Source organism: Streptococcus oralis subsp. tigurinus (assembly GCF_002356415.1).
Classification (GTDB): Bacteria; Bacillota; Bacilli; order Lactobacillales; family Streptococcaceae; genus Streptococcus; species Streptococcus oralis_F.
Map to the genome: position 1 here is coordinate 166,044 of NZ_AP018338.1, position 17,273 is coordinate 183,316.

Annotated in this window: 18 protein-coding genes and 2 riboswitches; of the genes, 10 read left to right on the forward strand and 8 right to left on the reverse strand. The window is 41.4% G+C overall.

Annotated features, from left to right (window positions below; translation table 11 throughout):
• On the reverse strand, nucleotides 1–636 hold the full coding sequence (gene ribE, locus STO1_RS00850) for a riboflavin synthase (protein ID WP_084939411.1): 636 nt from the start codon (nucleotides 634–636) through the stop codon (nucleotides 1–3).
• Nucleotides 621–1,721: a bifunctional diaminohydroxyphosphoribosylaminopyrimidine deaminase/5-amino-6-(5-phosphoribosylamino)uracil reductase RibD gene (ribD, locus tag STO1_RS00855; protein ID WP_033605860.1), complete on the reverse strand. Its 1,101-nt coding sequence runs from the start codon at nucleotides 1,719–1,721 to the stop codon at nucleotides 621–623. The genes ribE and ribD overlap by 16 nt, the downstream gene beginning before the upstream one ends.
• A 132-nt stretch (nucleotides 1,722–1,853) precedes the next feature.
• A riboswitch (FMN riboswitch) is annotated at nucleotides 1,854–1,968 on the reverse strand.
• Between the two features lie 156 nt (nucleotides 1,969–2,124).
• On the opposite strand from ribD, the gene ruvA reads away from it, so the two are divergent.
• Nucleotides 2,125–2,718: a Holliday junction branch migration protein RuvA gene (gene ruvA, locus STO1_RS00860; protein ID WP_033584805.1), complete on the forward strand. Its 594-nt coding sequence runs from the start codon at nucleotides 2,125–2,127 to the stop codon at nucleotides 2,716–2,718.
• 9 nt (nucleotides 2,719–2,727) lie between these two features.
• Complete coding sequence (locus tag STO1_RS00865; protein ID WP_070656861.1) at nucleotides 2,728–3,294, forward strand: DNA-3-methyladenine glycosylase I; 567 nt, start codon at nucleotides 2,728–2,730, stop codon at nucleotides 3,292–3,294.
• A 79-nt stretch (nucleotides 3,295–3,373) separates the two neighbouring features.
• Here the strand turns inward: STO1_RS00865 and STO1_RS00870 are convergent, their stop codons facing one another.
• The 5 genes from STO1_RS00870 to STO1_RS00890 all read right to left on the reverse strand — a co-directional run bounded on the left by STO1_RS00870 (nucleotide 3,374) and on the right by STO1_RS00890 (nucleotide 6,935).
• The gene (locus STO1_RS00870) at nucleotides 3,374–3,637 is read right to left on the reverse strand and encodes a SemiSWEET family transporter (protein WP_000166112.1); all 264 of its coding nucleotides are present in this window, start codon (nucleotides 3,635–3,637) and stop codon (nucleotides 3,374–3,376) included.
• 105 nt (nucleotides 3,638–3,742) lie between these two features.
• Nucleotides 3,743–4,777, reverse strand: a complete 1,035-nt coding sequence (locus tag STO1_RS00875) for a S66 family peptidase (protein WP_084939410.1) — start codon at nucleotides 4,775–4,777, stop codon at nucleotides 3,743–3,745.
• 161 nt (nucleotides 4,778–4,938) lie between these two features.
• A complete protein-coding gene (locus STO1_RS00880; RefSeq protein WP_096421577.1) occupies nucleotides 4,939–5,286 on the reverse strand; it encodes a hypothetical protein in 348 nt (115 codons plus the stop codon).
• A gap of 15 nt (nucleotides 5,287–5,301) precedes the next feature.
• Nucleotides 5,302–5,979 (reverse strand): DUF1129 domain-containing protein, encoded by a 678-nt coding sequence (locus STO1_RS00885; RefSeq protein ID WP_033605859.1) that lies wholly within the window; start codon nucleotides 5,977–5,979, stop codon nucleotides 5,302–5,304.
• An 11-nt stretch (nucleotides 5,980–5,990) separates the two neighbouring features.
• Complete coding sequence (locus tag STO1_RS00890; RefSeq protein WP_033605858.1) at nucleotides 5,991–6,935, reverse strand: magnesium transporter CorA family protein; 945 nt, start codon at nucleotides 6,933–6,935, stop codon at nucleotides 5,991–5,993.
• Between the two features lie 136 nt (nucleotides 6,936–7,071).
• Here STO1_RS00890 and uvrA point away from each other — a divergent pair, with 136 nt between their 5' ends.
• On the forward strand, nucleotides 7,072–9,897 hold the full coding sequence (gene uvrA / locus STO1_RS00895; RefSeq protein ID WP_096421581.1) for an excinuclease ABC subunit UvrA: 2,826 nt from the start codon (nucleotides 7,072–7,074) through the stop codon (nucleotides 9,895–9,897).
• A 36-nt stretch (nucleotides 9,898–9,933) separates the two neighbouring features.
• On the opposite strand, the gene STO1_RS00900 is transcribed toward uvrA, so the two are convergent.
• Complete coding sequence (locus STO1_RS00900) at nucleotides 9,934–10,689, reverse strand: hypothetical protein (RefSeq protein WP_007520822.1); 756 nt, start codon at nucleotides 10,687–10,689, stop codon at nucleotides 9,934–9,936.
• Between the two features lie 147 nt (nucleotides 10,690–10,836).
• Here STO1_RS00900 and STO1_RS00905 point away from each other — a divergent pair, with 147 nt between their 5' ends.
• From STO1_RS00905 to STO1_RS00935, 7 genes are all read left to right on the forward strand, one after another.
• Nucleotides 10,837–11,898: a M24 family metallopeptidase gene (locus STO1_RS00905; RefSeq protein WP_007520821.1), complete on the forward strand. Its 1,062-nt coding sequence runs from the start codon at nucleotides 10,837–10,839 to the stop codon at nucleotides 11,896–11,898.
• A 53-nt stretch (nucleotides 11,899–11,951) separates the two neighbouring features.
• Nucleotides 11,952–12,105, forward strand: a riboswitch (M-box (ykoK) riboswitch).
• A gap of 192 nt (nucleotides 12,106–12,297) precedes the next feature.
• The gene (gene mgtA / locus STO1_RS00910) at nucleotides 12,298–14,958 is read left to right on the forward strand and encodes a magnesium-translocating P-type ATPase (RefSeq protein WP_096421583.1); all 2,661 of its coding nucleotides are present in this window, start codon (nucleotides 12,298–12,300) and stop codon (nucleotides 14,956–14,958) included.
• A 135-nt stretch (nucleotides 14,959–15,093) separates the two neighbouring features.
• Nucleotides 15,094–15,492 (forward strand): transcriptional regulator Spx, encoded by a 399-nt coding sequence (gene spx / locus STO1_RS00915; RefSeq protein ID WP_000591165.1) that lies wholly within the window; start codon nucleotides 15,094–15,096, stop codon nucleotides 15,490–15,492.
• A 66-nt stretch (nucleotides 15,493–15,558) separates the two neighbouring features.
• Nucleotides 15,559–16,128, forward strand: coding sequence for an SP0191 family lipoprotein (locus STO1_RS00920; RefSeq protein WP_096421585.1), 570 nt, complete (start codon nucleotides 15,559–15,561; stop codon nucleotides 16,126–16,128).
• Between the two features lie 86 nt (nucleotides 16,129–16,214).
• Nucleotides 16,215–16,481 carry an IreB family regulatory phosphoprotein gene (locus tag STO1_RS00925; protein WP_000507059.1) on the forward strand — a complete coding sequence of 89 codons (267 nt, stop codon included), beginning with the start codon at nucleotides 16,215–16,217 and terminating at the stop codon, nucleotides 16,479–16,481.
• A 3-nt stretch (nucleotides 16,482–16,484) separates the two neighbouring features.
• Nucleotides 16,485–16,904: a Holliday junction resolvase RuvX gene (gene ruvX, locus STO1_RS00930; protein WP_002876031.1), complete on the forward strand. Its 420-nt coding sequence runs from the start codon at nucleotides 16,485–16,487 to the stop codon at nucleotides 16,902–16,904.
• A gap of 15 nt (nucleotides 16,905–16,919) precedes the next feature.
• Nucleotides 16,920–17,225, forward strand: a complete 306-nt coding sequence (locus tag STO1_RS00935; protein WP_000017624.1) for a DUF1292 domain-containing protein — start codon at nucleotides 16,920–16,922, stop codon at nucleotides 17,223–17,225.
• Nucleotides 17,226–17,273 lie beyond the last annotated feature (48 nt).

Below are 17,273 nucleotides of genomic sequence, written 5' to 3' on the forward strand. Positions count from 1 at the left end.
CTAAAATCCATTTTGATATAATAGTTCCTTAGATATCTCTGATTTCAGAGAGTTATCCATCAGTTTTTGCACATATTTGCCTAAGATATCATTTTCAAGATTTACTGTACTCCCGACTTGTTTACTCTTAAGAATGGTTTGTGCCAAAGTATGAGGGATAACAGATACTGAAAAGTTTAGTTTGGAGACTTTAGCGACAGTCAGACTAATGCCGTCAATTGTAATAGATCCTTTTTCAACTATTAAATCTAAAATTTCTTTTTGTGTGTTGATTTGATACCATACAGCATTATCATCTTTTTTTATTGACGAGATTTTTCCTGTACCATCAATGTGTCCTGTAACGACGTGACCTCCAAGTCGACCGTTGACAGATAAGGCTCTTTCTAGATTTACCTCACTTCCATATTTTAATAGTGTAAGAGTTGTTCGGCTCCATGTTTCATTCATTACATCAACTGTAAAGGATTGATGATTGAAATGAGTAACTGTAAGACAGATACCATTTACTGCTATACTATCGCCTAAATGGATATCCGTTAATACTTTTGAGGCTTTAATTGATAGTTTGCAATTACGAGAGTCTTTCTGTATTCTTTCAACTTTTCCGATTTCTTCAATTATTCCTGTGAACATGGATAAATCACCTCACTTTCTATGAGATAGTCATCTCCTATTTGAGAAAAAGCATAAGGCTTCAAGCTAATAGCGTCATTTGGCAAAGAAATACCTTCACCTCCGACAGGAAACTTGGCACTGCCTCCAAAAATTTTTGGTGCAATATATATTTTCAGCTCATCAACAATTTGTTGTTCCAAAGCACTCCAATTCATTAGACTGCCCCCTTCTAGAAGTAGGCTATCAATCTGCATATTTCCTAGATGTTGCATTAAACTTGATAAGTCTATATGATTGCCTTTTTTCTTTATGGGAAGTATTTCACAGCCATGATTTTGATATAGCTTCATTTTATTTTTGTCTTCAGAGGAAGTGGCAATGTAAGTTTTAATATCATTTGCTGTTTTTACGATTTTAGAGGTAAGAGGAGTTCGTAAATGTGTATCGCATATGATACGGATAGGATTTTTCCCTTCCTCCAATCTACATGTCAGCAAAGGATCGTCTTGAATAACAGTATTGACTCCCACCATAATCGCACTAACATGGTGTCGTAACTGATGTACATGCTTTCTTGCCTCTTCTCCAGTAATCCATTTGGATTGATTTGTTTTAGTGGCTATTTTTCCATCCATTGTCATTGCATATTTCATAAAAACATAGGGTACATGCTGGGTAATATACTTTCTAAAACTTTTTATTAAGTTAAGACACTCATTTTCTAAAACTCCAACAGTAACTTGAAGATTATTTTCCTCAAGTATCTTTACTCCTTTTCCAGATACAATAGGGTTACAGTCTAGGCTTCCAATGACTACTCTTGTAATACCACTATCGATTATAGCGTCTATACAAGGAGGTGTTTTCCCGAAGTGACAACAGGGTTCAAGTGTTACATAAAGCGTTGCTCCGACAGGGGATTCTCTACAGTTTTTTAGAGCATTTCTCTCAGCATGTGGGCCACCAAAAAACTCATGATAACCTTGTCCGATAATGTGATTATCTTTTACAATAACTGCGCCAACCATAGGATTGGGATTGACGTAACCAGCTCCTTTTTGTGCCAATTTTATTGCTAATTTCATATATTTTGAGTCGCTCATCTCACTACCTCCAAAAAAAATACCTTGAATAGGGGACTATTCAAGGCATACAAAAGAAAACTTATGCGATTAACAAAAATGCTCTGAAATGACAAGTAATCATTTCAGAGCACGCAAAAAGCACAAATATACTTTTATCTTCTTTCATCCAGACTATACTGTCGGCTTTGGAATTTCACCAAATCATGCCTTTCGGCTCGTGGGCTATACCACCGGTAGGGAATTTCACCCTGCCCTGAAGATAGTTATTCAATTACAGGTGATTATAGTACTTAATTTTCAATATGTCAATAGATAAGCATAAATTATTTTTGATATACTGTATTTGTGATAGTCGATTCTCACTCCTCGGATAAAGAAAATATGATATACTAGATAAACGAAATAAGAGAAAAGGAAAACTATGTACGAATATTTAAAAGGAATCATTACCAAAATTACTGCCAAATACATTGTTCTTGAAACCAACGGTATCGGTTATATCCTGCATGTAGCCAATCCCTATGCTTACTCGGGACAGGTCAATCAAGAATCTCAAATTTATGTGCATCAGGTTGTGCGTGAGGACGCCCATCTACTTTATGGATTTCGCTCAGAAGATGAGAAAAAGCTCTTTCTCAGTCTGATTTCGGTATCTGGGATTGGGCCTGTGTCAGCTCTTGCTATTATCGCTGCTGATGACAATGTTGGCTTGGTTCAAGCCATCGAAAGCAAGAACATCACCTACTTGACCAAGTTTCCTAAAATTGGCAAGAAAACAGCCCAGCAGATGGTGCTGGACTTGGAAGGCAAGGTAGTTGTGGCTAGTGATGACCTTCCTGCTAAGGTGGCAGTGCAAGCAAGCATTGAAAACCAAGAACTGGAAGAAGCCATGGAAGCCATGTTGGCACTGGGCTACAAGGCGACCGAGCTTAAGAAAATCAAGAAATTCTTTGAAGGGACGACGGATACAGCAGAGAACTATATCAAGTCGGCCCTTAAAATGTTGGTGAAATAGGAGAATAATATGACAAAACGCTGTTCGTGGGTTAAGATGACCAATCCGCTCTACATCGCCTACCACGACCAGGAGTGGGGGCAGCCCCTCCATGATGACCAAGCATTGTTTGAGTTGTTGTGTATGGAAACCTATCAGGCAGGCCTGTCTTGGGAAACGGTACTAAACAAACGCCAAGGATTCCGAGAAGCATTTCATGGCTATCAAATTCAAGCGGTCGCGGAAATGACAGATGGGGAGTTGGAAGCCTTGTTAGAGAATCCAGCCATCATCCGAAATCGTGCCAAGCTCTTTGCGACACGTGCCAACGCCCAAGCATTTTTACAAATCCAGAAAACCTTTGGCTCTTTTGACGCTTATCTCTGGTCCTTTGTTGAGGGGAAAACGATCGTGAATGATGTTCCTGACTATCACCTAGCACCTGCTAAAACAGCCTTGTCTGAAAAATTATCTCAAGATCTCAAAAAACGAGGCTTCAAGTTCACAGGTCCTGTTGCAGTCTTGTCATTTCTACAAGCTGCAGGTTTGATTGACGACCACGAAAATGATTGTGAGTGGAAAAGCAGAAATAAGTGAGTGCAGTCGTCTAACTATCTGAGAAAATAGAAAAAGCTGAGAAATTTATTTCAGCTTTTTGATTATATGCTAGTAATTTTTATAGTGCAGTAAGAAATGTCAGTCCACCTAAGACAACGCCAGCTGAGTTTGGAATAATTAGTATCCAATCCTTCTTAGGTTCTTTTGTCCACCCGTAAATAACCCAAATTAAACAAGATACTGCTGCGGATAAAGGCTGGAATGGTTGAGCTTTGTTGCCTTGTAAATTGGCAAAAATTTGTGGGATGTAGGCGATAAATACAATAATCCCGATAAAGGCTCCAATTGAACCGACAATTTGATTTATTTTTTGTTTAGTCATATACACCTCCCCCAAAAAGATATCATAAAAATAAGCAAAATGCAATAAATTCAGACACAAATTGTAACGAAAATCAATACCAGAGCACAAAAATGGAGAAATTGTTTATTTTTTGTTATAGTCAAAGCGAATGACTTGCTCCTGTGCATCTACATAGGCGTGAACGCCAAAGGGTACAATGGCTCCTGGTGTGGCGTGCCCAACGTTTAGATTATAGACAATTGGGATATTGCTGTCAACGATGCTCATTAGTGCCTCTTTATAGTCGTTATAGAAGGTTTCATCCATTGGCTTTCCGACCAAGAGTCCACTGATGACCTCAAATATTCCAGTTTTTTTCAAAGCCAGCACCATCTTTTTGAAGTTTTCTGGCTCAGGCTTTTCTTCGCTTGTTTCTAACAAGAGAATCTTTCCTTCCCAGTCGGTTAAGTCAGGGAAGAGTTTGTACTTTTGGCAGAGGTCTGTGCTATCTGCGTGTAGAGAGTTGTCAAAAATATCATAGAGAGACTCAAGGCAACCGCCGAGAATTTCCCCCTCAAACTGGGTATTTCCTTGTAACAAGTCAAAACCTGTATTTACATGACTGATACGAGCTGTTCCCAGAGCCTTGGGACTAAAATCAGTCCGTTCCTCATACCAAACGTCGCTAGGGCGGATTTCTAAGATTCTTCCCGTCTCGATCAATTCTTTAAAGTAGTGGAGACTATAGGGCAACATCTCCTTGTCTAATTCACAAATATCTGCTAGAAAGGATTGGCCGTAAAAAGTCTTGATTCCTAGTTTATGCAACATAAGATGGTTCATGGTCGTATCGGAGAAACCGAGAAAAATCTTTGGTTTGATAACCTTTTGTAGTTGGTCATTTTCAAAAAGATAAGGTAGCAAACGATAGGTATCATTCCCACCGATGGCGCAGAGGATCATGTCGATGCTATCATCCGAAAAGGCCTGCATCAAATCCTCTGCACGCGCCTCAGGATGGTTCTTGATAAAGTCTAATCCTTTTTGCGAATGGGGCAAAAACACAGGATTGAGTCCCAGATCCTTGAGACGCTGGACACCTAGCTCCACTTCGTGTTTGACAAAGTCTTCTCCGATAATGCCACTAGACAAGCTCACGATACCAATAGTAGAAACCATATCTCATCCTCCTAGAAATTGATTGTGCCTATTTTATCATAAAAGATGAGAGAAAACTATAGGGATTAGGGTCAGAAGTTCTATTGGATATCAAGAAAGCAAGAAAAAAAGCAACCGCCTTTGCAGTTGCTTTTCGTTTTTCTAATCTCGCTAGATATGAGTTACTTGGTCAACTCTTGATTATAAGAGAGGGCCAAATCAATCCAGTAAGGAAGTTCTTTTTGACCTTCTATATCTAAGTCTATATAGCCGTGATAAAGGCGTCCCCTCATCAATGTAGTATGAGCTCCTGTTCGGGGTAGAACTTGCTTTTCTATTTCTTTGCCAATTCTGACCATAACCAGTTCGTCCTTTCTGGAACTGACTGTAAGGACCATTTTCCCACGAATCATAAAGGCAAGGCCACCAAACAGTTTCTTTTCTTCTAGCTCTTCTTCGAAAATTTGGGGAGGAAGTTTGAGTGCTAGAATTTTTCGAATCTGCTGAGCTAAAGATTGACTATATGCCATAGCTTTTCACTTTTCTTAATAACGTGATGGGCCTGCGCTTGCGCTTCGGATATTGAAGCGTTTCTTGAGATAGAAGCGAAGGGCGAGAAGGGCCGCTCCTAGGACAGCCAAAGGCAGTGGAGCAAGAATTGGATTGAGAGCTGCTGGTAGGAAGCTTGTTGCGAAGAAGACAGCCAACCAGAGAACCATAGCAGCGAGGATGACGAGGATTGATTTCCAGAAAGGAGGGCGCTGGCTACGATCTGTGTCTGGTCCATAGTACTGGTAGACAAAGTAGTACATCAAGTAGAAGGCAAGTCCTCCTACAAGTCCAACCAACAAGAGGGTAATCAACCCATAGCCAATAGCCTGATCTGTAGAGAAGAAGGTAGTCAGAGCGCTAACCAATGCAAAGAGACTGGTGATAAAAAGGGCTGAGTCCATAATCATGAGTTTTGGATCATCATTTTCTTTTGGATGCTCTTTTTCATATTGCTCTTTGACAGTGAAGCTATGAGCCCAGTGGGTTGGAGCCCCGTAGAGGGAACGTGCAGTCGTTCCTTTGGCTTGCTCTTCAAGGATTTTAGGAATGACTTCCTCAAAGATAGCCTTGATTTCAGCGTCTGTTTTACCATCTTTGATAAATTGTTGGGTAGCGATGTGGATAAACTCTTGGTTTTTCTTAGTTAATTTTTGTAAATCAATCTGAGACATAGGGATTCCTCTTAGAACCATTTTTTATGGATGAGATAGAGAGTGAGCGAAACACTCAGAGCAAAGGCGATAAAGACGATTAACCAGAAGGCGTGAGGCTCACCGTTTAGAGGGATTTCATTATCCTTAAAGTTCATCCCGTAGGCTGAGAAGATCATGGTTGGGATAGACATAACGATGGTCACGAGAGCCAGGGTCTTCATGATGTTGTTCTGGTTATTGGAAATGATAGAGGCAAAGGTCTCTGTCATAGAGTGAAGGACGTTTCCATAAATATCTGCCATCTCAATGGCCTGTTGGGTTTCAATCAGAGTGTCTTCGAGTAGGTCTTCGTCTTCTAGGTATTTCTTGATATTGCTAGTTGCGCTGGTCAATTTCTTAATCACGCGCTCGTTCGTCTTAAGCGAGGCCTTGAAATAGACGATGGTCTTTTCCAATTCCATGAGCTCGATCAGCTCTTCGTTTCGAGTAGACTTGTGAAGTTGACTTTCGATTTGTTCACTCTTACGGTCGATCGAACGAAGGGCCGTAAGGTAAAGTTCGGCGTTGCGGTAGAGAATCTGGAAGATAAAGCGTGAACGCATGAAGGTGTAAAAGTTGCGCAGTCTACGGTTGATAAAGACATCGAGAACGGGGAGGGATTCCAAGCAGGTGGTGATAATGGTTTCCTCGGTGATGATAATCCCCAGCGGAATCGTAACGTAGTAGGTACGATTGTTTCTTTCCTCTGTGATGGGAACGTCCACGATGATCAAAGTATACTCGTCTTCGATGGTAATACGGGACATTTCTTCCGCATCGAGCGGTGCTCGAAGGTCGGCAATGTCAATGTCGAAGGCGTTAGCGATTTCCAACGATTCATTTTGTGTAGGATTGACGAGGTTGATCCAAGTACCCGGTTCAAGCGTGTCGATCTCTTTAAATTCAGTTGTTGTTGAGAGAAAAACTTGTTTCATATCCCCTATCCTTTCCTACTATTCAGTGATTCATTTTTTGCACCGTACTATTATACTATAAAAACAGCTTTTTGGGTAATAGAATTTCACATTTTTTGGTATAATGGAAAGCAATAATGGACTAGAAAGAACAAAGATGCAAGATAAAATTGTGATTCATGGGGCGCGTGCCCATAACTTAAAAAATATTGATGTGGAGATTCCAAGAGACAAGCTGGTTGTTGTGACTGGTTTGTCAGGTTCTGGGAAATCCAGTCTGGCCTTTGATACCCTCTATGCTGAAGGTCAACGTCGCTATGTGGAGAGTCTATCTGCTTATGCCCGTCAATTTTTGGGCAACATGGAAAAACCAGATGTAGATGCCATTGATGGCCTCAGCCCAGCTATTTCCATCGACCAAAAAACGACTAGCAAAAACCCGCGCTCGACCGTTGGAACGACGACTGAAATCAATGATTATTTGCGTCTCCTCTACGCACGTGTGGGGACGCCATACTGTATCAACGGGCATGGGGCTATCAAGGCTTCTTCTGTGGAGCAAATTGTGGATAAGGTTTTGGAATTGCCAGAACGCCAACGTCTGCAAATCTTAGCTCCTGTCATTCGTAAGAAAAAAGGGCAACACAAGAGCGTCATTGAAAAGATTCAGAAAGACGGTTATGTCCGCGTCCGTGTGGATGGGGAAGTTTATGATGTGACCGAAGTGCCAGAGTTGTCGAAGAGCAAGCAACACAATATCGATGTCGTGGTCGACCGTATTGTCATTAAGGAGGGCATTCGTAGCCGTCTCTTTGATTCCATTGAGGCTGCCCTTCGTATCGCAGAAGGTTATGTCATTATCGACACTATGGACGATTCTGAGTTGCTCTTCTCTGAGCATTATGCCTGTCCAGTTTGTGGATTTACTGTTCCAGAGTTAGAGCCTCGTCTCTTCTCTTTCAATGCTCCTTTCGGCTCTTGTAGTGAGTGTGACGGTTTGGGTATCAAGCTAGAAGTGGATACTGATTTGGTAGTGCCAGACGCCAGCAAAACTTTGCGTGAGGGAGCCTTGGCACCTTGGAATCCTATCTCATCTAACTACTATCCAAACATGCTAGAGCAGGCCATGACAGCCTTTGGAGTAGATATGGATAAGCCTTTTGAAGACTTGTCAGAAGAAGATAAGAACTTGATTCTTTACGGCTCAGATGGCAAGGAATTCCATTTCCATTATGAAAATGAATTTGGTGGTGTGCGTGATATCGACATTCCGTTTGAGGGAGTCGTCAATAATATCAAGCGTCGTTATCACGAAACCAATAGTGATTACACGCGCACCCAAATGCGTCTCTACATGAATGAGCTGACCTGCGGGACTTGTCACGGCTACCGTCTCAATGACCAGGCCTTGTCTGTCCGTGTGGGTGGGGAGAAAGGACCCCATATCGGAGAGATTTCAGACCTGTCTATCGCAGACCACTTGGCTTTGGTGAGCCAGTTGACTCTGTCTGAAAATGAAGCCATTATCGCCCGTCCCATTCTCAAGGAAATCAAGGATCGCTTGACCTTTCTCAATAACGTAGGTCTTAACTATTTGACTCTGTCGCGTTCGGCAGGAACCCTTTCAGGTGGGGAGAGTCAGCGTATTCGCTTGGCGACCCAGATTGGATCCAACCTATCAGGTGTCCTATATATCCTGGATGAGCCGTCCATCGGTCTTCACCAGAGGGATAATGACCGCCTGATTGCTAGTCTGAAAAAGATGCGTGACTTGGGCAATACTCTCATCGTGGTGGAACACGACGAAGATACCATGCGCGAGGCGGATTATCTGATTGACGTTGGTCCGGGTGCTGGTGTTTTTGGTGGAGAGATTGTTGCTGCAGGAACGCCCAAACAGGTGGCTCGCAACAGCAAGTCTATCACTGGTCAGTACTTGTCAGGAAAAAGAGCGATTCCAGTGCCAGCAGAGCGCCGTTCCGGAAATGGTCGCTTTATCGAGGTGACAGGAGCGCGTGAGAACAACTTGCAAAATATTACCGCTCGCTTCCCATTAGGAAAATTCATCGCAGTGACAGGGGTGTCAGGTTCAGGGAAATCGACCCTAATCAACAGTATTCTCAAAAAAGCAATCGCTCAGAAACTAAATCGCAATTCAGATAAACCTGGTAAATTTAAAACGATTACGGGGATTGAGCATGTAGACCGCTTGATTGACATTGACCAGAGCCCGATCGGACGGACGCCGAGGTCCAACCCAGCTACCTATACGGGAGTTTTTGACGATATACGTGACCTCTTTGCCCAGACAAATGAAGCTAAGATTCGAGGCTATAAGAAGGGCCGTTTCAGTTTCAACGTCAAGGGTGGTCGTTGCGAAGCCTGCTCAGGTGACGGGATTATCAAGATTGAGATGCACTTCTTGCCAGATGTTTACGTGGCTTGTGAAGTTTGCCATGGGACTCGCTACAACAGTGAAACCTTAGAAGTCCACTATAAGGAAAAGAATATCTCGCAAGTCTTGGACATGACGGTTAATGACGCAGTCGAATTTTTCCAACACATTCCCAAGATTCAACGTAAACTCCAGACTATCAAGGATGTAGGGCTGGGCTATGTAACCTTAGGACAACCAGCTACCACCCTTTCAGGTGGAGAAGCCCAGCGTATGAAGTTAGCTAGTGAACTCCACAAACGCTCAACAGGTAAGTCCTTCTACATTCTGGATGAGCCGACGACAGGACTTCATACGGAGGACATCGCTCGTCTGCTCAAGGTTTTAGCACGTTTTGTAGACGATGGCAATACAGTCCTCGTTATCGAGCACAATCTAGATGTTATTAAAACAGCAGACCATATCATCGACTTGGGACCTGAAGGCGGTGTTGGTGGAGGAACCATCATTGCAACAGGAACCCCAGAAGAAGTAGCGGCCAACGAAGCCAGCTACACAGGGCAGTATTTGAAAGGAAAGTTAAAATAAGATTTAAAAGGCTCTGCTTTTCAGGCAGAGTCTTTTTTATAATAAATTACGAATTTTTTGTTTTATAAATGGGTTAAGAGAATAGTCTTTATCCAGATATTCTAGGAGTGCTTGAGCAGACTCAGAAATGCGTTCGTAACCTTGCAAAAAGTGAGGCAATTGCTTGGCTTCCTTTGGATAACCTTCTTCAAATCGTCTGTTGGTATTAAAGATATCTATAAAATTAGATTTAGAAGTTGTTTCCAAACTGATTAGTTCAGCCCAAAGCTTGACGGATCTGTTTTGTATTAAATCATAAGCAGCTAATTTTTCGCCTCGCTGATAGCGACCTAGCCCTAAATATAGATTACATAAAATTTCTCCCAACAGCCATTCACGGTCTCTGTTTTCTTTTGATGACAGTCTTTGTGGCTGACAGATTGTTTCATCAAAACCGACCTCCTTCCAGATAATCTTGCCTTCAGAGAAGGGAATGTTTACCAGTTCATGACTTTCAAAGACAGCAAATTCACAAAAAACATCATCTTCAAATAGAACTTTATGTCCGTCCACTGTATTTTGGTAGTGAAATGCAATTGGTTCTAGCTTACTTAACCAGGTTAGGTCTTGGATATAAGTCTGCTTGTAGCCATCTTTTACAATAACAAAGAAGTCTAAATCTGAGTACTGATCCAATCGTTCTCTTTCTGTTCCGCAAGAACCAAGTGCCAGCAAAGCTAGTGCTTGGTTCGAATCTTTTAGAGACTGACCAATCTCATCTAGCCTTTGTAACAGTAATTCTGTTTTATTCATATCGATACCTCATTCTTTCTTGTCTAACAAAAATTATACATTAAGCGCTTTCAAGTGTCGATTTTATCTAATCCTAGCTATATAGATTGTATTATTTTCGGTATTTTTTTGCTATAATAAATTAAATCATTTTACGGAGGTTTTCTCATGTTATCAAGAGTTGAAAAATTTGAAGCAGCATTGGCTCAGACAGAATGCGATGCTGTCTTAGTAACCAATCTGAAGAATATTTACTATCTGACTGGTTTCAGCGGGACAGAAGCGACGGTTTTCATCAGTAAAAAGCGCCGAATTTTCCTGACGGATGCGCGCTATACCCTGATTGCTAAAGGAGTGGTTGAGGGCTTTGATATTGTTGAAACGCGAGATGCGGTTGGTGAAATTGCCAAAATCGTTGCAGACGACAAGCTGGAAAAAATTGGCTTTGATGACGAGATTTCCTATGCTTACTTCAAGATGCTGGAAAGTGTGTTTGCTGGTCATGAGTTGGTGCCGATGACAGGCTTTATCGAAAATCTGCGGATGATCAAGGATGAGCAAGAAATCGCAACCATTCGCAGGGCCTGCCAGATTTCGGATCAAGCCTTCCTAGATGTACTAGACTTTATTAAGCCTGGTCAGACGACAGAGCTGGCTGTTATGAACTTTTTGGATGCCCGCATGCGCCAGTTAGGTGCCTCAGGCGCCTCTTTTGACTTCATCATCGCTTCGGGCTACCGCTCTGCTATGCCACATGGAGTGGCTAGTAACAAGGTTATTCAAAAGGGTGAAACCCTAACCATGGACTTTGGTTGCTACTACAATCACTATGTCAGCGATATGACGCGGACTGTTCATGTGGGGCAGGTGACAGATGAGGAGCGGGAAATTTATGATATTGTCCTTCGCAGCAATCAAGCTCTGATAGAAGCAGCTGAGGCTGGTCTCAGTCGGATCGATTTTGACCGGATTCCTCGTCAAATTATCAACGATGCAGGCTACGGACCTTACTTTAGCCACGGGATTGGACATGGGATTGGTCTGGATATCCATGAAATTCCTTACTTTGGCAAGTCAGAAGAGCCAATCAAGGCTGGCATGGTCTTGACCGATGAGCCGGGCATCTATCTGGATGGAAAATACGGGGTGCGTATCGAGGATGATATCTTGATTACGGATACAGGTTGCGAATTATTGACCCTTGCTCCGAAAGAATTGATTGTTATCTAAGAAAAATGAGATAAATCATTGACTTTTACTATTGAAAGGTTTATACTGATAGGCGAAAACGGTAGGTGAGGCTACCATAGGGATACGGATGACTACCGCAAAGCAGTGGAGACACTACTCGTTGGTCAACAGTCCTGGTCGCGAAGGTCAAGACTAAGCTCATTACATTGCCCTATGGAGTTAAAGCTTGAACGAAAACAGATAATGAGTTTTTAGTCCTATCATTTTATGGTGGGATTTTCTACTGTTTTAGAACAAGGAAAGGAGACAGACGATGCAAATTGACGATCATCCAGAACCGCACATACACAGCCAATCGCTGATTTGTGTCGTTCTGCCCTCATAAAGTGATTGGTCTCTGTGTATGAAACATATCATTCATACAGATAGGAGAAACCAATGAAAACTACAAAAGAAAGATTAGCAACAGCTGTTCAAACATCATTAAAAGATAGTCTCGCTTTTTATCATACAAGTCTAGATGGACTGGGCCAAGAACAAGTTGAAGAAAACCGTGATCTTTATGGAGAAAATACTATCACCAAGGGTCAAGAGGATTCAATCATTAAAAAGATTTACGAGTCAATCATCAATCCATTCACAATAATTTTGCTTGTGATTGCCTTCATTTCTCTCGTTACAAACGTCTGGCTTGCCAAACCTGGTCAAGAAGATCCAACGACATCTATCATTATCGTTGTCTTAATTTTGATTTCAGGAGGTATCCGTTTTGTCCAAGAGTTGCGAAGTGATAAGGCAACAACCAACCTTTCAAAATTGATTGTCAACACTGCAACGGTTATTCGGGAAGGTCAAGTGCAAGAATTACCGATTGATGATTTGGTGGTAGGAGATATTGTGAAATTAAGTGCAGGGGACATGATTCCTGCAGATGTCGTCTTATTTGAATCACGCGACTTTTTTGTTCAACAGTCAGGTTTGACTGGAGAAAGTGATGCGGTCGAAAAAATTGCTTTAGAAAAAGTGCAACAACCCTCATTGGATAGTTTGCTAGAATCTGAATCCCTCGCTTTTATGGGAACAAATGTCATATCTGGTAGTGCAAAAGCGATGGTTTTGGCAGTTGGTGATCATACTATGATGGGAGCTATCGAACAGACTCTGAATACCTATGATGAACCAACTTCTTTTGAACGTGAAATGAACACCGTTTCATGGTTGCTCATTCGATTAATGCTGGTCATGGTTCCCATTGTATTTTTCACCAATGGTTTGACAGACGGTGACTGGTTGGAAGCAGGTGTCTTTGCACTTAGTGTTGGTGTGGGTCTTACACCAGAAATGTTGCCGATGATCATTACAGCTAGTCTAGCAAAAGGTTCTATCATCATGGCTAAAGAAAAGGTTGTGATTAAAAAACTCAATGCCATACAGGACTTAGGTGCCATCGATATCTTATGTACAGATAAAACAGGGACTTTAACTCAGGACGAGATTGTGTTGGAATATCCTTTGGATATCCATGGAGATTTGGACCTTACTGTCTTACGTAGAGCTTATCTAAATTCTTATTTCCAAACAGGTTTAAAGAATTTGATGGACCGAGCTATTATCAAACGGACAGAAAAAGAAGCGAAAGAACACAGCCTTCTACAAAATCTAGATCAAACATTTCAAAAAATTGATGAACTTCCCTTTGACTTTGAACGTAGACGGATGAGCGTCATTGTAAAAGATGATGAGGGGACTGTTAGTATGGTGACCAAGGGAGCCTTAGAAGAAATGCTCACGATTTCATCTCGTGTAGAGTATCATGGCGAAATAACTCCTTTGACGGATGCCATTCGTGCAGAAATCTTAGCAGAAGTCGGACAATTAAATAAACAAGGGCTACGTGTCTTAGGGATTGGCTATAAGACGGATATACAAGAAGGCTATAGTTATACAGCCAAAGATGAAAAGGATATGATCCTGACCGGTTATCTTGCCTTCTTGGATCCACCAAAACCTTCAGCGGCACCTGCAATCAAGGCTTTACTTGAACATGGTGTTAAAACTAAGATTTTAACTGGGGATAATGAAAAAGTAACGCAAGCCATCTGTGAGAAAGTTGGTTTGGACATTGAACACATCCTTTTAGGGGTAGATATCGACCAAATGTCAGATGAGCAGTTGGCAGAAGTGGTTGAAAGTGTAACAGTATTTGCTAAATTGTCTCCTGACCAAAAAGCTCGCATCATTCTACAGTTAAAAAGAAATGGTCATGGTGTTGGTTATATGGGAGATGGTATTAACGATGCTCCATCTATGAAGGTGGCAGATGTTGGCATTTCCGTTGATACTGCAGTAGATATTGCCAAAGAGACTGCTGATGTCATTTTGCTAGATAAGGATTTGATGGTGCTTGAAAAAGGGCTGGTTGAAGGACGAAAAGTCTATGCTAATATGACTAAGTACATTAAGATGACAGTTAGTTCAAACTTTGGGAATATATTCTCTCTTCTAGTTGCAAGTATCTTCTTGCCATTTCTACCAATGTCTCCTGTTCATCTAATTGTCCTAAACTTAGTTTACGATTTATCTTGTGTGGCCTTGCCGTTTGATAATGTGGATCAAGACTTCCTAAAACAACCCCATACATGGGAAGCAAAATCCATTACCCGATTTATGGTTTGGATGGGGCCTATCTCATCTATCTTTGATATTTTGACCTTTATCTTCCTTTACTTTATCATTGTTCCATTGATGACAGGACATGATTATGTTCATGGGTCTGAATCAGCCCTTCAGTTTATTATCTTTTTCCAAACAGGATGGTTCATCGAATCTATGTGGTCTCAAACAATGGTCATCCACATGCTTCGTACAGCAAAAGTTCCTTTTGTACAGAGCAGACCAGCCTGGCTTGTGATTTTGATGACTTTAGTTGCTGCCTTTTTTGTAACCAGTCTACCTTATGGACCGCTAGTACATATCCTTCGTTTAGCTCCATTGGGACTGCCTTACTTCTTGTTCTTAATCTGTATTATTTTCTTGTATATGTTTAGTGTCACAGTTATTAAGAAATTTTACATTAAGAAGTACAAGGGATGGCTATAGTTTGTGATTTGTCAAGAAAAAAGTACGAAAATCGCTAAAAAAGTTAAATTTTTTTAAAAATAGGTCCCAAGTCGGATGTTTTTTATGGTATAATAGACTAAACTGATAGTAACATGTAGCGAAAGGGGTAGGTACATGATCAAAATTTATACAGTCTCAAGTTGTACTAGCTGTAAAAAAGCGAAAACTTGGCTCAATGCCCACCAGTTAAGTTATAAAGAACAAAATCTTGGTAAAGAAGGAATTACGAGAGAAGAGTTATTAGACATTCTCACGAAAACCGATAATGGAATTGCCAGTATCGTTTCATCGAAAAACCGCTACGCTAAAGCTCTTGGAGTTGACATTGAAGATTTGAGTGTCAATGAAGTGCTCAACTTAATCATGGAAACACCACGGATCTTAAAGAGTCCGATTCTCGTTGACGAGAAGCGCCTACAAGTCGGCTATAAAGAAGATGATATCCGTGCCTTCTTGCCACGCTCTGTCCGTAATGTAGAAAATGCAGAAGCACGTCTACGTGCAGCTCTATAAAACATCAAGGCTGGGAGTGATTCCTGGCCTTGTTTGCTCTTCTATTTCAAAATCATGTGAGGAATTATGAAAAAGTTACTAATTGCTAGTTTTGCTCTACTCTTTTTGCTTGCGGGATGTGGGCAAAAAAAGGAAACCCCTGCTGCTTCTACAACAGCATCTGACCCCATCCAATCAAACCTTCCCGTTTTGGACAATGCCGAAAAGAATACGGTTGTCACTAAGACCCTGTTGATGCCGAAGTCAGAAAATGGAACGCAGCAGATTCAGACTATTACCTATAAAGGCAATCAATTTTTGACCTTGACCATTCAGCAAAAACGACCTGTCGGGGATGAACTCAAGACTTTTATCTCTGAAAATGGCCTAGAGGAGACGCAAAAAGCGCTTCAAGAAGCTGAAGAGAAGGATGAGACCATCCAAGAGGCACGCAAACTAGCAGGATTTACACTGGAAACCAAGCTACTCAGCGAGACCGAAATCCAGACAACAACGACTTATGATTTTCAAGTATTGGATGTCAAAAAGGCATCTCAGATCGAATATTTAAAAAATATCGGTCTTGAAAATCTCTTAAAAAACGAACCTAGCCAATATATTGCAGACAGAGTGGCAAATGGGGCGACAGAACAATAGAAAATCCAAATTAATAGACTGACTTATTTGTAGAACGTCAGGGAATGTGCTATAATAGTACTATTCTAAGGAAAGAGGGTGTTAGAATGGGATTTACTGAAGAAACTGTACGGTTTAAATTGGATGATTCCAATAAGAAAGAAATTAGCGAAACGTTGACAGATGTTTATGCTTCTTTGAATGACAAGGGCTACAATCCGATTAACCAGATCGTCGGTTATGTATTGAGTGGAGACCCTGCCTACGTTCCTCGTTATAACAATGCACGAAATCAAATCCGTAAGTATGAGCGTGATGAAATTGTTGAAGAACTGGTACGCTACTACCTTAAAGGACAAGGAGTCGATCTATAATCTATGAGAATTATGGGATTGGATGTCGGTTCAAAAACAGTAGGGGTGGCGATTAGCGATCCGCTCGGCTTCACCGCTCAGGGACTTGAAATCATCCAAATCAATGAGGATCAAGGCCAGTTTGGTTTTGACCGTATCAAGGAATTGGTTGACAGCTATAAGGTGGAACGCTTTGTAGTAGGTTTGCCAAAGAACATGAACAATACCAGCGGTCCGCGAGTAGAAGCCAGTCAAGCCTATGGTGCCAAGCTAGAAGAACTCTTTGGTTTGCCAGTAGACTATCAGGATGAGCGTTTGACAACGGTCGCTGCGGAGCGTATGTTGATTGAACAAGCAGATATCAGCCGTAACAAACGCAAGAAAGTTATTGATAAGTTGGCTGCTCAGCTGATTTTGCAAAATTATTTAGATAGAAAATTTTAAGACAGAGGAGAGACTATGTCACACGATCACAACCATGACCACGAAGAACGTGAATTGATTACACTAGTAGATGAGCAAGGAAATGAAACCTTGTTTGAAATTCTTTTGACCATCGACGGGAAAGAAGAATTTGGTAAAAACTATGTTCTGCTAGTGCCGGTTAACGCAGAAGAAGATGAAAATGGTGAAGTTGAAATCCAAGCTTACTCATTCATCGAAAATGAAGACGGAACAGAAGGCGAATTGCAACCAATCCCAGAAGACTCAGAAGACGAATGGAACATGATTGAAGAAGTCTTCAACAGCTTTATGGAGGAGTAAAAACATCCAGTGGATGTTTTTAGCCCTGCACCAGAAATTAGAAACGCA

Bases quoted from the DNA above. Each gene is read 5' to 3' on its own strand.
- STO1_RS00865 (WP_070656861.1), top strand. From the start codon at position 2,728: ATGACAAAACGCTGTTCGTGGGTTAAGATGACCAATCCGCTCTACATC.
- STO1_RS00880 (WP_096421577.1), bottom strand. From the start codon at position 5,286: ATGGCATATAGTCAATCTTTAGCTCAGCAGATTCGAAAAATTCTAGCA.
- STO1_RS00870 (WP_000166112.1), bottom strand. From the start codon at position 3,637: ATGACTAAACAAAAAATAAATCAAATTGTCGGTTCAATTGGAGCCTTT.
- STO1_RS00920 (WP_096421585.1), top strand. From the start codon at position 15,559: ATGAAAAAGTTACTAATTGCTAGTTTTGCTCTACTCTTTTTGCTTGCG.
- STO1_RS00925 (WP_000507059.1), top strand. From the start codon at position 16,215: ATGGGATTTACTGAAGAAACTGTACGGTTTAAATTGGATGATTCCAAT.
- STO1_RS00900 (WP_007520822.1), bottom strand. From the start codon at position 10,689: ATGAATAAAACAGAATTACTGTTACAAAGGCTAGATGAGATTGGTCAG.
- ruvX (WP_002876031.1), top strand. From the start codon at position 16,485: ATGAGAATTATGGGATTGGATGTCGGTTCAAAAACAGTAGGGGTGGCG.
- mgtA (WP_096421583.1), top strand. From the start codon at position 12,298: ATGAAAACTACAAAAGAAAGATTAGCAACAGCTGTTCAAACATCATTA.
- STO1_RS00875 (WP_084939410.1), bottom strand. From the start codon at position 4,777: ATGGTTTCTACTATTGGTATCGTGAGCTTGTCTAGTGGCATTATCGGA.
- ribE (WP_084939411.1), bottom strand. From the start codon at position 636: ATGTTCACAGGAATAATTGAAGAAATCGGAAAAGTTGAAAGAATACAG.
- uvrA (WP_096421581.1), top strand. From the start codon at position 7,072: ATGCAAGATAAAATTGTGATTCATGGGGCGCGTGCCCATAACTTAAAA.
- STO1_RS00890 (WP_033605858.1), bottom strand. From the start codon at position 6,935: ATGAAACAAGTTTTTCTCTCAACAACAACTGAATTTAAAGAGATCGAC.
- STO1_RS00935 (WP_000017624.1), top strand. From the start codon at position 16,920: ATGTCACACGATCACAACCATGACCACGAAGAACGTGAATTGATTACA.
- STO1_RS00885 (WP_033605859.1), bottom strand. From the start codon at position 5,979: ATGTCTCAGATTGATTTACAAAAATTAACTAAGAAAAACCAAGAGTTT.
- ruvA (WP_033584805.1), top strand. From the start codon at position 2,125: ATGTACGAATATTTAAAAGGAATCATTACCAAAATTACTGCCAAATAC.
- spx (WP_000591165.1), top strand. From the start codon at position 15,094: ATGATCAAAATTTATACAGTCTCAAGTTGTACTAGCTGTAAAAAAGCG.
- ribD (WP_033605860.1), bottom strand. From the start codon at position 1,721: ATGAGCGACTCAAAATATATGAAATTAGCAATAAAATTGGCACAAAAA.
- STO1_RS00905 (WP_007520821.1), top strand. From the start codon at position 10,837: ATGTTATCAAGAGTTGAAAAATTTGAAGCAGCATTGGCTCAGACAGAA.